We start from the raw sequence: 14,334 nt of genomic DNA on the forward strand, positions 1-14,334 counted from the left end.
GAGTCGGTGAACTCCGGGACAGGGAGCGCGTTTCTACCCGATCGGTGAGCGCCTGGCGGCCGATCCGTGCCAGTGGCGGCTTTCGGAACCCGGCGGGCGCGGTGCCGGGTACCGTCCGGGCCCTCACCCGAGGAATCCCACCGGAAGAAGGTGCATGACGTGGCGAAGCGTCGAAAGAACGGCCTCTACGGAGGAGTCTCGGAGGAGCTCTCCGCCGTGATGAGGACGGGCTGGGCCGACACCGAGCGGCGTGGTCTGCGGCTCGACGAGCAGGCGCCGTACGCGGCCCGCCGCCGGGCCACGCTCTCGGCCCGCTTCCCCGGCGAGCGCCTGGTGATCCCCTCCGGGAACCTCAAGGTCCGTTCGAACGACGACTGTTACCCGTTCCGTCCGTACTCGGGCTATGTGCACATGACCGGGGACCAGGCCCGTGACGGCGCCCTCGTGATGGAACCCCGCGCGGAGGGCGGTCACGACGCCTACTGCTACCAGCTTCCCCGGGACGGCCGGGACGACGACGAGTTCTGGACGGGCCCCTCGGCCGAGCTCTGGATGGGACGCCGCCGCTCCCTCGCGGAGTCGGAACGCGTCCTCGGCCTGCCCTGTCGCGATGTCCGCGGGGCCGCCGACGATCTGGCCGCGGCGTCCGGCGTACCGACCCGGATCGTCCGCGGTGTCGACCCGGTCCTCCAGGCCGCCGTCACCACCGACGAGGAGCTCGACACCGGGCTGGAGGAGGCGCTCGGCGACCTCCGCCTCGTCAAGGACGCGTGGGAGATCGCCGAGATCCGCAGGGCCGTGGACTCCACCGTGCGGGGATTCACCGACGCCGTCAGGGAGTTGTCCGGGGCGATCGCCTCCTCCGAACGATGGATCGAGGGCACCTTCTTCCGCCGCGCCCGACTCGAGGGCAACGGCCTCGGTTACGGCACGATCTGCGCCGCGGGCGAGCACGCCACGATCATGCACTGGACGGACAACGACGGCCCCGTGCGCCCCGGCGATCTCCTCCTGCTCGACGCCGGTGTGGAGACGCACACCCTCTACACGGCCGACGTCACCCGGACCCTCCCGATCGGCGGGACCTTCACACCCCTGCAGCGGGAGATCTACGACGCGGTGTACGAGGCCCAGGAGGCCGGCATGGCCGCGGTCAAACCGGGTGCCCACTACCGCGACTTCCATGACGCGGCCCAGCGCTCCCTGACGGCGAGGCTGGTCGAGTGGGGCTTCGTCGAGGGCCCCGTCGACCGCGCCTACGAGCTCGGCCTGCAGCGCCGCTTCACCATGGCGGGCACCGGCCACATGCTGGGCCTGGACGTCCACGACTGCGCGCAGGCCCGCACCACGGAGTACGTCGACGGCGTGCTGGAGCCTGGCATGGTGCTGACCGTCGAGCCCGGCCTGTACTTCCAGCCGGACGACCTGACGGTGCCCGAGGAGTGGCGCGGCATCGGCGTCCGGATCGAGGACGACCTGGTCGTCACCGACGGCGGCCACGAGAACCTGTCGGCCGGCCTGCCGCGCTCCGCCGACGACGTGGAGGCGTGGATGGCCGAGTACGCGGGCTGACGCGGAGGGTCCTCAGCTGACGCCGAGGCCCTCCAGGACGACGGCGCCGGGCAGCTGGGCGAACGCCTTGCCCGGCACGATCAGTTTGCCGCGCCGCCGGCCGCTTCCGACGAGGACCCATTCGGTGTCGACGACGGTGGCGTCGACGAGGACCGGCCAGGCGGCGGGCAGTCCGATCGGGGTGATGCCGCCGTACTCCATGCCGCTCTCGCCGGTCGCGGTCTCCATCGGCGCGAACCGCACCTTGCGGGAGCCCAGGTGCTTGCGGACGGCTCCGTTGACGTCGACCCGGGTGGCGGAGCGCACCACGCAGGCGGCCAGGGTCGTCACCTCACCGCGCTTCCCCGCGACGATCACGCAGTTCGCGGACCGGTCGAGGAGATCGGGGCCGTGGTTCTCGACGAAGGCGGCCGTGTCGGCGATCTCCGGATCGGTGTCCACGTACAGCAGCTGGTCGACCGGAACGGCACCCTGCCAGGCGCGGACCGCGGCGGCGACGGGCTCCGTGAGCTGGTCGAGGCAGTCGGGGGCGGGTACGGCGTTGTCGAAGTCTCCGATGGGTGCGCGCATGCCGACACGCTAACAAGCGGTCCGCGCCCGGGGTTTGGCCGTCTCAGCGTGCGGGCGGGATGGAGACGGCCATGGTCATCCCGACCTTCTCCGCGCCGTCGTTGCGGTAGGCGTGCGGCACGTTGGCCTCGAAGACGGCGGAGGTGCCCGCCGGGATCCGGTGCTCCTCTCCCTCGACGACGAGGGTGAGCTCGCCCTCCGTGACGTGCAGCAGTTCGGTGGTGCCGTCGGGGTGGGGGTCGGAGGCGCTGCCGTCCCCGGGCATCAGCGTCCAGGACCAGAGCTCCAGCGGACCGCGCGCCTCGGTGCCGACCAGGAGCTTGGTGTGGCTGCCGGTGGAGGTGGACCACATGCGGACGGCCTGCTCGGGCGGGACGAGGCGGACCTGCGCTCCCTGCTCGTAGTCGAGGAGGGTCGTGATCGAGACGCCGAGGGCGTCCGCCAGCTTCACGGTGGTGCCGACGCTGGGATTGGTGCGGGCCTGCTCGATCTGGATGATCATGCCGCGGCTGACTCCCGCACGGGCGGCGAGTGAGTCCAGCGTGAAACCGCGCTCCTTGCGCCATCGCTTCAGATTCCGTGCGAGCGACTGCGTGAGCTGATCCAGGTCCGACACATTCCGTCCAATATTTTGGATGACATAGTTCAACAGACTGAACTACCGTGTGGTCTATCGCGGTGCACTCAGCTGTCCACCGCACTGTACTGCGAGACCGTCACCCTGTGAGGAATCCATGACCGCGCTGTTCGCCCTGGCCACCGCCCTGCTCTGGGGACTGGCCGACTTCGGCGGCGGGTTGCTCACCCGGCGCATACCGGCCCTGACGGTCGTGGTCGCCTCCCAGGTGATCGCGGTCGTGGTCCTCGGCGCCGTCGCCCTCGCCACGGGCGGCTGGACCGAGGTGGGGCCGCAGCTCTGGTACGCGGTCGGCGCGGGCGTGGTCGGACCCGTGGCGATGCTCTGCTTCTACAAGGCCCTGGCGCTCGGCCCGATGGGCGTGGTCTCCCCGCTCGGCTCGCTCGGCGTCGTCGTGCCCGTGTCGGTGGGCCTGCTCATCGGCGACCGGCCGGGCCTCCTCCAGTTCGCCGGGATCGGCGTGGCGATCGCGGGCGTCGTCCTGGCCGGCGGACCGGAACTGCGCGGTGCGCCCGTGCAGCGCCAGGCGGTGCTCCTCACCCTCGTGGCGGCCTTCGGTTTCGGCTCGGTGATGGCCCTGATCGCGGAGGCGTCCTCGACGCTCACCGGCCTGTTCCTCGCCCTGTTCGTGCAGCGCGTCACGAACGTGGTGGTGGGCGGTGGCGCGCTGTACGTCTCCGTGAAGCGGGGCGGCCGGGCGCTGCCCGAGGGCGGCGGGGCGAAGGCCGTCCTGGCGGCCCTCCCGGCGCTCGCGTTCGTCGGCCTCGCGGACGTCGCCGCCAACGGCACGTACTCGATCGCGGCGCAGAACGGTCCGGTCACCGTCGCCGCCGTCCTGGCCAACCTCTACCCGGTGGTGACGGCGCTGGCCGCGCGGGGCGTGCTCAAGGAACGGCTGCGGGCGGTGCAGGCCGCGGGTGCGGGCCTCGCCCTGGTCGGCACGGTGCTGCTCGCGACGGGTTGACGCCGCCGGCGCGGTCGGCCTTGGCGGAAGCCCGGGAGGCAGCTCGGCCCTGGGCGAGGTGGGCCGTGCGGAGATCAGCCCTGGGCGAGGTCCCATGCCGCGAGCGCGGCGAGCTGCTCGGGCGTCACGCCGTCCGGGATCGGCACCGGCGTCGGCGTCCGCAGGGGCGGCTGCCAGCCCTGCTCCGGGTCCCAGCTGCGGACGACCTTCGCCGGCGCCCCGGCCACCACGGAGTGGTCCGGGACCTCTCCCCGTACGACCGCGCCCGCCGCGACCACCACGTTGCGGCCGAGCCTGGCGCCCGGCAGGATCACCGCGCCCGTGCCCAGCCAGCAGCCCGGCCCGATCTCGACCGGCTCGGAGCGCGGCCACTGCCTGCCGACCGGCTCGTCCGGATCGTCGTAACTGTGGTTGGTCGAGGTGATGTAGACGTACGGGCCGCAGTACGTGTCCGAGCCGATCGTCACCGAGGTGTCCGCGATGACATGGCTGCCGCGCCCCAGGACGACGCCGTTGCCGAGGGTCAGGACCGTGTCCGGGCCGAGGTCGAGTCCGGGCAGCATGCCGGCGGTGAGGGTGACCTGCTCGGCGATGATGCAGCACTCGCCGATCTCGATCCATTCCTCGCCGAAGACCGTGCCCTGGGGGAAGGCGAGCCGGGTGCCCGAGCCGAGCCGACGGAAGCGCAACCGCCCCGGGCTCTCGGCGGTCACGGCGCCTGCCTCCTGCACCCAGCGCCATCCGCCCTGCACGGCACGGGCGAGGACCCGGCGCCGCCAGGCGGCGAGAGAGGAGAACGTGTTTCTGTTCCTGGGCACCCGGACACGGTAGTCCGCGCCGTCGTACCTGATCAGGGGGGTGCCCTGTGATGTCCGTCATGAGGCGGGGCTAGATTGCCCCGCAGGCGTGACGCAATCACCAGGGATCAGGAGCGAACGATGACAGAGGCGTTGATCAGAGGCGTGGGCGGCAAGGACCCGCGGGTCGATCCGACCGCCTTCACCGCGCCGACCTCCGTCGTGCTCGGCGACGTCACGCTCGGCGCCCGCGCGAGCGTCTGGTACCACGCGGTGCTGCGGGCGGACTGCGGTCCCATCGCCGTCGGCGAGGACTCCAACATCCAGGACAACTGCACGGTCCACGTCGACCCCGGCTTCCCGGTCACCATCGGCGACCGCGTGACGGTCGGCCACAACGCGACCGTCCACGGCTGCACGATCGAGGACGACGTCCTGGTCGGCATGGGCGCCACGGTCCTCAACGGCGCCCGGATCGGCGCCGGTTCGCTCGTCGCCGCGCAGGCGCTCGTCCCGCAGGGGATGGAGATCCCGCCGGGTTCGCTGGTCGCGGGCGTCCCGGCCAAGGTCCGGCGCCCGCTGACCGAGGAGGAGCAGGCCGGTATCCGCCTCAACGCGGAGATGTACCTGCACCTCGCCAAGGGGCATGCCGAGGCGTTCGGCGACTGAACCCCGGCCACGGTACGGAGAAGGGCGCGGCGCCCTCGCAGGCGCCGCGCCCTTTCCGTGGATCCGTAGATCGGTGGATCCTCCGCGTCAGTCCCCGACGGTCACCGGGACCGGCGCCGGCTCGTCGGCGGTCTCCGACCTGGCCGCCGCCTTCTTCGCGCGGTTCTTCATGATCAGCATGGAGGCGACGCCGAACAGGACGGCGAGCACCAGGCCGACCCAGGAGAAGCGCTTGAGCCACGCCTCGGCCACGACGCCCACCGAGTAGATGACGGCCGTGGTCCCGCCCGCCCAGAGGATGCCGCCGAAGACGTTGGCGATGAGGAACTTCCAGTACGGCATCTTCAGCACGCCCGCGAGCGGTCCGGCGAAGATCCGCAGCAGGGCGACGAAGCGGCCGAAGAAGACCGCCCACATGCCCCACTTCTCGAAGGACCGCTCGGCCAGCGCGATGTTGGCCTCGCTGAAGTGCTTGGGGAACTTCTTCCCCAGCCAGGCGAGCAGCGGCCGCCCGCCCTTGCGGCCGATCGCGTAACCGATCGAGTCGCCGATGATCGCGCCGGCCGTGGCGCAGGCGCCGAGGACGTACGGATCGATGTCGCCGTGCTGCGAGGCCAGCAGGGCCGAGCTCACGAGGACGATCTCGCCGGGCAGCGGGATGCCCAGGCTCTCCAGCCCGATCACCACCCCCACCAGCGCGTAGACGGCGACCGCGGGGATCGTCTCCAGCCACTCCTGGACGTGCAACGCGGATTCCTCCCGTGTCGAAGGCGTGCGCCGCGTCGCGCACGCCGGGGCAGCCTACCTGGTCACCGGGGCTGCACAGTGACCTCCGTGACCAGCCGGGGATCGCGGGAGGAGGCGGCCACCCGGACCGTGCGCCGGCCCGTCCCGAGCACCCAGCCGTGGCGCGCGGTGTCCCAGGAGGAGAGGGTGCGGGCGGCCACGGGTACGGTCACCCGCCGCCGCTCACCGGCGGTCAGCTCCAGGCGCCGGTACCCGGCCAGGAGCTGCCGCGGCTGGTCGACGCCGAGCGCGGCGAGGTGGGGCGAGGGGCCGAGGTAGACCTGGGCCACCTCGGTCCCGGGCCGCCCGCCCGTGTTCCGTACCGTGAAGGTGACGTCGAGTCCGCCGTCGGCGGCGCGCTCGACCGCCAGGTCCTCGTACCCGAACGTGGTGTAGGAGAGTCCGTACCCGAACGGGAACAGTGGCTCCACCCCCTCGGCGTCGTACCAGCGGTGGCCGACGTGGATGCGCTCGCTGTACTGCTGGATCCCGTCCCGCCCCGGGTAGCGGAGCGGGTCCCCCGCCATGGGGTGCCGGTCCTCGGCGGCCGGGAAGGTCTGGGTGAGCCGCCCGCCGGGGTCGGCGTCGCCGAAGAGGACGGCCGTGGTGGCGGCGGCGCCCTCCTGCCCCGGGTAGTACATCTGCAGCACGGCGGCGCTGCGCTCCAGCCAGGGCATGGTGACGCACGAGGAGGTGTTGAGGACGACGGTGGTACGGGGGTTGGCCGCCGTCACCGCGTCGATCAGGGCCTCCTGCGTGCCGGGGAGCGCGAGGCTCGTGCGGTCCTGGCCCTCGGTGGCGTCCTCGTACGCGAAGAGCACCACGCTGTGGGCCGCGCGGGCCGCGCGCGCGGCCTCCGCGATGTCCTCCGCCCGGTCGGCGGCGCTGATGGCGCGGAGCCGGAAGCGCTGCCCAAGGGATCCGCCGGAGGCGGTGACGGTCAGCCGGTGGGCGCCGGCGGTGAGGGCGACGGTGGTGCGCCGGACGAGGAGGCCGTCCGGGGCGTGGCTCTCCAGTCCTCCCGGGAAGAAGTCGTAGACGCCCGGGCGGACGGGGAAGAGTTCGGTGGAGTCGACGGTGACGGTGGGCCGGGTGCCGCTGTAGTGGATGAGGAAGGTCCAGCGGTCGGCCTCGGGGACGGTGAAGGTGCCCTCGTAGCGCCAGGTGGCGCCGGCGGCGACGGTGCGGTTCTCCAGCTCGGCCGGGGGCTCCGTGGCGGGCATCGGCCGGCCGTAGAGGTCTTCACCGAGGGCGTAGGTGACGGTGGCGCCGGCGCCGGCCCGGTCCCGGATCGCGTCGAGCGGGCGGGCGGCGGCGTCGGGGATCACATGGGCGCTGCCGCCGCCGCTGACGAAGGGCAGCGTGGCGGTGGGGCCGATCACGGCGAGGGAGCGGGCGGCGGGGCCGGTGAGCGGCAGGGTCCGGCCCTCGTTGCGCAGCAGCGTGGCGCCGGCGGTGGCGACCCTGAGGGCGACGCGGGCGCCCGCCGCCGCGTCCCGTTCCGGTCGCGGGACCGCCTCGAGGAGTCCGAACCGGTCCCGTACGGAGAGGATGCGGCGCACGGCCCGGTCGACGGACGCCTCGGGCACGTGGCCGTCCCGCACCGCCTTCTCGAGCGCGGCGCCGAACCGCGCGCCGGACGGCATCTCCATGTCGAGACCGGCGGCGAGGGAGGGCCCGGTGCTGTGCACGGCGCCCCAGTCGCTCATCACCCAGCCGTCGAAGCCCCATCGGTGGCGCAGCAGCTCGGTGAGGAGCTTCGGGTTCTCGGCGCAGTACACGCCGTCGACCTTGTTGTAGGCGGCCATGACGGCTCCGGCCCCGGCGGCGACGGCGGCCTCGAAGCCGCGCAGCTCGGTCTCGTGGAGCGTCTGCTCGTCGACGCGTACGTCGATGGTCGTCCGGTCCTTCTCCTGGTTGTTGAGGGCGAGGTGCTTGACCGTGGCGATCAGTCCCTCGGCCTGGATGCCGCGGATCTCCTCGGCGACGAGATCGGCGGAGAGGAGGGGGTCCTCGGAGAAGGTCTCGAAGTTCCGTCCCGCGTACGGGGTGCGGATCAGGTTGACCATCGGCGACAGCAGCACGTCCTGGCCGAGCGCGCGGCCCTCGTGGCCGATGACCTCGCCGTAGGCGCGGGCGAGAGCGGGGTCGAAGGTGGCGGCGAGCATGACGGGTGCGGGCAGCGCGGTGGCGGTGCGCTTGGCCCGCACGCCGGCCGGCCCGTCGGCGAGCCTCAGCTCCGGGATGCCCAGCCGTGGCACACCGGGTACGTAACCGGCCTGGCCGAGGCTCTTCGGGTCGGCGGCGCCGTGCAGCAGGGAGATCTTCTCGGCGAGGGTGAGCCGGCTGAGGAGCTCGTCGACCCGGCCGGCCCGGCGGGGGCCCGGGTTGGCGCGCGCCGGTGAGGCCACCGAGGCCGCGGCGGCGACGGCGCCGCCGAGCAGCCACAGGGCCGCCCTGCGGGGCAGCCGCGTACCGGCCGCGGCCCCGGGCGACGGCGCGGGGCGCGGACGGCCCTTGGTGCCCTCCGAGGTGCCACGCGCGCGCGGCGCGAGCGCCGCGGGGGAAGGGGCGGCCGCGGGGCCGTCCGGCGGGATGTACGACTGACGGGACTCGGCTTCTGACACGGCTCTGCTCCTTCGCACAGACGGGGATGCCGCGTTTGGGCGGTGAAGCGCACTATGCGTGACGGCCTGTCATTTTCGCCGGAGCCCCGCTGACGAAGCCGCCCCCGCTTCCGAATCGGAGGGCGGGGGCGGCTGGTGGCGACGCGGTGTCAGGAGTGGGGACGCAGGGTCCAGACGACGGTCATCTCGCCGGTCACGGCACCGTCCTCGCGCGTGATCGCGATGTGGACGGGGAACTCCGGGCGCGCGCCGGCGTCCAGTTCGGCCACGACGTCGGCGGCCGGGCGGCCCAGGGTGGCGGTGGCCGTGACGACGCCCATGGCGAGCTTCTTGTAGCCGATCTCGGCGGTGACGGCGAGCGGCACCGCGCGGTTCAGCTGGTCACCGAAGGCGGCCAGGACGATCGCGCCGCTGGCGGACTCGGCCAGCGTGAACATGGCTCCGGCGTGCGGGCCGCCGACGTGGTTGTGGTAGTCGGCCTGGTCCGGCAGCCGGACGACGGCACGCTCGGAAGTGGTCTCCAGGAACTCGAGGTTGAGGGTCCTGGCCATGGGAACCGTGGCGGCGAGCATCTCGCCGACGGACATCTGGTCTGCGCTCATGCCGCGATGTTACCCGCGAGTAGCAGGGATGGCCATGCCGTGGGGACGCGAGCCCGCACGGGGGCGGACGTAGCAGGCTTCCCGCCGCACCTCTATGGTTACTGGCCATGTGGCCAGGACAGCAGCCGCCCGGGGGCGAGCAGAACCCGCAGGACCAGAATCAGAACCCGTATCAGCAGCCGGGTTATCCGCAGCAGCCCAACCCGTACCAACAGCCGGGGTACGCGCAGCAGCCCGGATATCCGCAGCAGCCGCCGACGCAGCCGGGCTACCCGCAGCAGCCGCCGACGCAGCCGGCCCAGCCGGGGTACCAGCAGCCCAACCCGTACCAGCAGCCGACCGTGCCGCAGTACCAGGTGCCGGGGATGCCGCCCCCGGCGGGCGGGCCGGGTGACGGCAAGAAGAAGCAGACGACCCTCATCGCCATCGTCGCCGCGACCGCCGTCGTCGTCGCCGCCGGTGTCACCGGTTTCCTCGTCCTCGACAAGGACGACGAGAAGAACACCCACGCCGGCGGCGACCAGAAGCCCTCCTCGTCGGCCCCCACCTCCACGTCGTCGGCCCCCCCGATCGACAACCCGCGCGACGACGCCCAGCAGCAGCCGACGATCCCGGGCTGGAAGGTCGTCCACAACCCCAAGTACGGCACGCTGTTCGACGTACCGCCGGAGTGGGAGGTGCTGAAGCCCGGCACCGTCACCTTCTTCGAGGACGAGAAGAAGGGCGACGGCTCGCCCGTCGTCACCATGTCGGCGCCCACGCGCTACAAGAGCAAGTGGTGCACGTACGACACCGACAAGAACGGCACCGAGGAGACCTGGGGCCTGAGCAGCGCGGGCACCAAGGGCGGCCAGGGCGCCAAGGACACGGCGGAGGCGGCGTACAACGAGGCCGGCAACTGGGTGTGGGCCGGTTACGCCCAGCACATGCCCAAGGGCACCATCAAGATCACCAAGGCCGTGCCGTACACCACCAAGTCCGGCCTGGTCGGCAGCATGGCGACGGCCACCGCCCCGGGGATCAAGAAGCGGAACACGTGCGAGTCGGACGGCAAGTCCATCGCGTTCTCCTTCAAGAACTCCCAGGGCGACTTCTCGTCGTTCGTGCTCTACGCGGCCGACGGGGTCAAGGACGAGCTGCCGGACGCCACGATCCAGCAGATCCTCTCGACGGTGCGACTGGCCCCGGCCTCGTCCTGACGGACTCCGGACCCGCATAATCGGTTTGGCAGGAGGTGGCGGCGACAGGGATAGTCCCGGGGTGAGAACTCCCGCCGCCTCCCGCCGCGCCCCCCTGCGCTCCCGCCGCCCCGAGTGGGCCGGACGGAACTATCTGCTGCTGACCGCCGCCGCGATCGTCACCAACCTCGGCACCCACGGTGCCCTGATCGCGGCGGCGTTCGCCGTGCTGCAGACGGGCGGGGACGGCGGCGACGTGGGCCTCGTGGCGGCGGCCCGCACCCTCCCGCTCGTGCTCTTCCTGCTCATCGGCGGCGCCGTCGCGGACCGCATACCCCGGCATCGCGTGATGGTCGCCGCCAACGTCCTCAACTGCGTCTCGCAGGGCGCCTTCGCCGTCCTCGTCCTCGCGGGCGACCCGCAGCTGTGGCAGATGATGGTGCTGACGGCGCTGTGCGGGACGGGCCAGGCCTTCTTCAACCCCGCGGCCGAGGGCATGTTGATGTCCAGCGTCAGCGGCGAACAGGTCAGCCGGGCCTTCGCCCTGTTCCGGATGGCGATGCACGGCGCCGGCATCGGCGGGGCGGCACTGGGCGGCGCGATGATCGCCGTCGTCGGACCGGGCTGGGTCCTCGCGATCGACGCGGCGGCCTTCGCCCTCGCCGGTGCGCTGCGCGCCTTCCTCGACGTCAGCCACATCGCGAAGCGCGAGGCGGGCGGTGGGCTGCTCGCCGATCTGCGGGAGGGCTGGGACGAGTTCATCGGGCGGCCCTGGTTGTGGTCCATCGTGGCCCAGTTCTCGATCGTCGTGGCGCTCGTCGGCGCGGCCGACTCCGTCTACGGCCCGCTGGTGGCCCGGGACCACCTGGGCGGCGCCCGGCCCTGGGGCATCGCCCTGGCCTTCTTCGGCGTGGGCACGCTCGCCGGCGCGCTGCTGATGATGCGCTGGAAACCGCGGCGGATGCTGCTGGTGGGCACGCTGGGCGTCTTCCCGATCGCCCTGCCGTCGGCGGCTCTCGCGGTACCGCTCGACGTGGTGGGTCTCTCGGTGGCGATGTTCGTGAGCGGTGTGGCGATCGAGGTGTTCGGGGTGGCGTGGATGACGACGCTGCACCAGGAGATACCGGAGGAGAAGCTGTCGCGGGTCTCGGCGTACGACTGGTTCGGCTCGACGGCGATGCTCCCTCTCTCCACGGCCCTCGCGGGCCCGGCGGAGAGCCTCTTCGGCCGCAGCGAGGCGCTGTGGGGGTCGGCGGCGCTGATCGTGGTGGTGACGGCCCTGGTCCTCCTGGTCCCGGACGTCCGCAACCTGCGCCGCCGCACGAAGGAGGTGACCGGCTCGGCGGGCCCGGGGCAGATGCCGACCGGGGCTCTGACGGCTTCCGCCGGGACGGGAGCGCCCAAGCCGACCGCCGCTCCGACGCCGGCCGGGGAGACCAGGGCGCCGGGGGCGGGCGGGTGACCGGCCGGGCGGCCGGACAGGGCCGTCAGCCCGGTACGGGACCGTCGGGCCCCATACCGGGGCACGGGCGCCCTCGGCGGCGCAGGGCGGCTCCGGGCCGCAAGGCCCGGCGCAGCAAGGCCCGGCACGGGGCGCAAGGCCCGGCACGGACCGTGGTTGCCTCACCGACGCGCCGCCCGCTCCGGGCCGCCGGCCCGGGTCGGACCCCAGGCGGCCTCTGCGGCGCAAGGCGAATCCGCGCAGGCGGCTGCGGGCCATAAGGGCCACGCCGGCCCGCTGCCCACTCCGGGGAGGGCCGGCGGCGCGCCGTGAGGACCCGATCCGGCCGCGTCAGCCGATGGTGAAGGATCCGGTCGGCGGGACCGGGGACGGGACCGCGGTCGTGTCCGTCACCGGGTGGGCGGATCCCGTGAAGCGGGTGAGGGACGCTCCGTACTCCACGCGCGCGGGGAACGCGTCCGCGGCCGCCCGGCGCGCCAGGTGGGCCGTGTCGATCTCCCCGTCGGAGGCGACGAGGACCGCGTTGCCGAAGCGGCGGCCGCGCAGCACCGCCGGTTCGGCGATCAGGGCGAGCTCGGCGAAGACGTCCGCGAAGGTCGCCAGTTGCGAGCGGAGGAAGGCGAACGGCGCGCCGTCGGCGAGGTTCGCGGCGTAGATGCCGCCCGGTCGCAGCACCCGCCTGGCCTCCCGCGCGTACGCGACGGACGTCAGGTGCGCCGGCACCCGTGAGCCGCCGAAGACATCGGCGATCAGCACGTCCGCCGACCCTCCGGGCGCCCGCTCCAGCCACGCTCTGGCATCCGCTCCGTGCACGGTGACACCCGAGCCGTCGGGCAGCGGAAGATGTTCGGCGACCAGGTCGAGCAGCCCCCGGTCGGCCTCCACGACGTCCTGCCGCGAGCCCGGCCGGGTCGCCGCCACGTAACGGGGCAGCGTGAGCGCCCCGCCGCCGAGGTGCAGCACGGACAGCGGCGCCCCCTCGTCGGCGGCGCTGTCCACGACGTGGGCGAGCCGACGCGCGTACTCGAACTCGAGGTGCGTCGGCTCGTCCAGGTCGACGTACGACTGCGGCGCGCCGTCGACCGTGAGCAGCCAGGCCCGCTCCCGGTCGACGTCGGGCATGAGCCTGGCGGTTCCGCCGTCGACGTCCCGGATGACGGGTATCTGCTCGTTCACGCTCTCATTGTGCCCGTACGGCCCGGACCGTCTCCCAGAACCAGTGCCGGGACGGAGCCGGAACGCGGGTCCGGCTCCGTCGTCTCAGACCAGGGCCGTCACCGTACCCGCGCCGACCGTACGGCCGCCTTCGCGGATCGCGAAGCCGAGACCCGGCTCCAGCGGAACGTCCCGGCCGAGTTCGACGGTCATGGTGACCGTGTCGCCCGGACGCGCGACCGCCGTCCCGCCGAGGTCGATGTCGCCGACGACGTCCGCGGTCCTGATGTAGAACTGCGGCCGGTAGCCGGTCGAGACGGGGGTCGTGCGACCCCCCTCCTTGCCCGACAGGACGTAGACCCGCGCGGTGAACCGCCGGCTCGGTACGACGCTGCCCGGCGCCGCCACCACGTGCCCGCGGCGGACCGCGTCCCGCGCGACCCCGCGCAGGAGCAGGGCGACGTTGTCGCCGGCCTCGGCCGACTCCATCGGCTTGCCGAAGGTCTCGACCCCGGTGACGACCGTCTCCGCGTCCGCGCCGAGGACGGCGACGCGGTCGCCGACCCGCACCGTGCCGCGCTCGACGGCTCCCGTGACGACCGTGCCGCGGCCGGTGATGGTGAGGACGTTCTCCACCGACATCAGGAACGGTGCGTCCACGTACCGCACGGGCATGGGCACATACGTGTCCACCGCGTCCAGCAGCGCCTCGATGGCCGCGGTCCACCGCGGGTCGCCCTCCAGGGCCTTGAGTCCGGAGACCCGGACGACGGGGACGGAGTCGCCGCCGTAGCCGTGCGCGGTCAGCAGCTCCCGTACCTCCAGCTCGACCAGGTCGGTCAGCTCGTCGTCGCCCGCGTCGGCCTTGTTGAGGGCGACCACGATGTGGTCGACGCCGACCTGACGGGCGAGCAGGACGTGCTCGGCCGTCTGCGGCATGATCCCGTCGAGTGCGGAGACGACGAGGATGGCCCCGTCGAGCTGGGCCGCGCCGGTGACCATGTTCTTGATGTAGTCCGCGTGTCCGGGCATGTCGACGTGCGCGTAGTGGCGGGTGTCGGTCTCGTACTCCACGTGCGCGATGTTGATGGTGATGCCGCGCTGGGCCTCCTCGGGCGCGCGGTCGATACGGTCGAAGGGCACGAACGTGCCGGTCCCGCGCTCGCTGAGGACCTTGGTGATGGCGGCGGTCAGGGTGGTCTTGCCGTGGTCGACGTGGCCCATGGTGCCGATGTTCAGGTGCGGCTTGGTGCGCACGTATGCCGTCTTGGGCATGGTTCGCTCGTTCCTTGAGCTCGAAGCGTGAGAGGGGACC

The 14,334-nt window shown here is 72.8% G+C and carries 13 protein-coding genes; 5 read left to right on the forward strand and 8 right to left on the reverse strand.

What is annotated here, in order from left to right; all coding sequences use genetic code 11:
- The first annotated feature begins 159 nt into the window (after nt 1-159).
- Nucleotides 160-1,572, forward strand: a complete 1,413-nt coding sequence (locus ACFYV5_RS12575; RefSeq protein WP_389167603.1) for an aminopeptidase P family protein — start codon at nt 160-162, stop codon at nt 1,570-1,572.
- 12 nt (nt 1,573-1,584) lie between these two features.
- On the opposite strand, the gene ACFYV5_RS12580 is transcribed toward ACFYV5_RS12575, so the two are convergent.
- Nucleotides 1,585-2,142: a YbaK/EbsC family protein gene (locus ACFYV5_RS12580; RefSeq protein WP_389167606.1), complete on the reverse strand. Its 558-nt coding sequence runs from the start codon at nt 2,140-2,142 to the stop codon at nt 1,585-1,587.
- 43 nt (nt 2,143-2,185) lie between these two features.
- Nucleotides 2,186-2,758 carry an XRE family transcriptional regulator gene (locus tag ACFYV5_RS12585; protein WP_355110234.1) on the reverse strand — a complete coding sequence of 191 codons (573 nt, stop codon included), beginning with the start codon at nt 2,756-2,758 and terminating at the stop codon, nt 2,186-2,188.
- 118 nt (nt 2,759-2,876) lie between these two features.
- On the opposite strand from ACFYV5_RS12585, the gene ACFYV5_RS12590 reads away from it, so the two are divergent.
- The gene (locus tag ACFYV5_RS12590) at nt 2,877-3,743 is read left to right on the forward strand and encodes an EamA family transporter (RefSeq protein WP_389167609.1); all 867 of its coding nucleotides are present in this window, start codon (nt 2,877-2,879) and stop codon (nt 3,741-3,743) included.
- A gap of 74 nt (nt 3,744-3,817) precedes the next feature.
- Here ACFYV5_RS12590 and ACFYV5_RS12595 read toward each other — a convergent pair whose 3' ends face one another.
- Nucleotides 3,818-4,561, reverse strand: coding sequence for an acyltransferase (locus tag ACFYV5_RS12595; protein ID WP_355110232.1), 744 nt, complete (start codon nt 4,559-4,561; stop codon nt 3,818-3,820).
- A 120-nt stretch (nt 4,562-4,681) separates the two neighbouring features.
- On the opposite strand from ACFYV5_RS12595, the gene ACFYV5_RS12600 reads away from it, so the two are divergent.
- Nucleotides 4,682-5,209, forward strand: a complete 528-nt coding sequence (locus tag ACFYV5_RS12600) for a gamma carbonic anhydrase family protein (protein WP_389167612.1) — start codon at nt 4,682-4,684, stop codon at nt 5,207-5,209.
- An 87-nt stretch (nt 5,210-5,296) separates the two neighbouring features.
- Here ACFYV5_RS12600 and ACFYV5_RS12605 read toward each other — a convergent pair whose 3' ends face one another.
- From ACFYV5_RS12605 to ACFYV5_RS12615, 3 genes are all read right to left on the reverse strand, one after another.
- Nucleotides 5,297-5,956: a DedA family protein gene (locus ACFYV5_RS12605; RefSeq protein ID WP_355110230.1), complete on the reverse strand. Its 660-nt coding sequence runs from the start codon at nt 5,954-5,956 to the stop codon at nt 5,297-5,299.
- 62 nt (nt 5,957-6,018) lie between these two features.
- Nucleotides 6,019-8,622 (reverse strand): glycoside hydrolase family 3 C-terminal domain-containing protein, encoded by a 2,604-nt coding sequence (locus ACFYV5_RS12610; protein ID WP_389167616.1) that lies wholly within the window; start codon nt 8,620-8,622, stop codon nt 6,019-6,021.
- A 149-nt stretch (nt 8,623-8,771) separates the two neighbouring features.
- Complete coding sequence (locus tag ACFYV5_RS12615; RefSeq protein ID WP_355110519.1) at nt 8,772-9,209, reverse strand: DUF4442 domain-containing protein; 438 nt, start codon at nt 9,207-9,209, stop codon at nt 8,772-8,774.
- 122 nt (nt 9,210-9,331) lie between these two features.
- Between ACFYV5_RS12615 and ACFYV5_RS12620 the strand changes: the two genes are divergently transcribed.
- Both ACFYV5_RS12620 and ACFYV5_RS12625 read left to right on the forward strand, forming a co-directional pair.
- On the forward strand, nt 9,332-10,423 hold the full coding sequence (locus ACFYV5_RS12620; RefSeq protein WP_389167619.1) for a hypothetical protein: 1,092 nt from the start codon (nt 9,332-9,334) through the stop codon (nt 10,421-10,423).
- Between the two features lie 61 nt (nt 10,424-10,484).
- Nucleotides 10,485-11,864: an MFS transporter gene (locus tag ACFYV5_RS12625; RefSeq protein ID WP_389167621.1), complete on the forward strand. Its 1,380-nt coding sequence runs from the start codon at nt 10,485-10,487 to the stop codon at nt 11,862-11,864.
- Between the two features lie 330 nt (nt 11,865-12,194).
- On the opposite strand, the gene ACFYV5_RS12630 is transcribed toward ACFYV5_RS12625, so the two are convergent.
- The gene (locus tag ACFYV5_RS12630; protein WP_355110226.1) at nt 12,195-13,040 is read right to left on the reverse strand and encodes a fused MFS/spermidine synthase; all 846 of its coding nucleotides are present in this window, start codon (nt 13,038-13,040) and stop codon (nt 12,195-12,197) included.
- Between the two features lie 84 nt (nt 13,041-13,124).
- Nucleotides 13,125-14,294 (reverse strand): elongation factor Tu, encoded by a 1,170-nt coding sequence (gene tuf, locus ACFYV5_RS12635; protein WP_389167625.1) that lies wholly within the window; start codon nt 14,292-14,294, stop codon nt 13,125-13,127.
- Between the last annotated feature and the right edge of the window lie 40 nt (nt 14,295-14,334).

Origin of the sequence: Streptomyces sp. NPDC003035 (assembly GCF_042888285.1) — a bacterium.
In the GTDB taxonomy this organism is placed as follows: domain Bacteria; phylum Actinomycetota; class Actinomycetes; order Streptomycetales; family Streptomycetaceae; genus Streptomyces.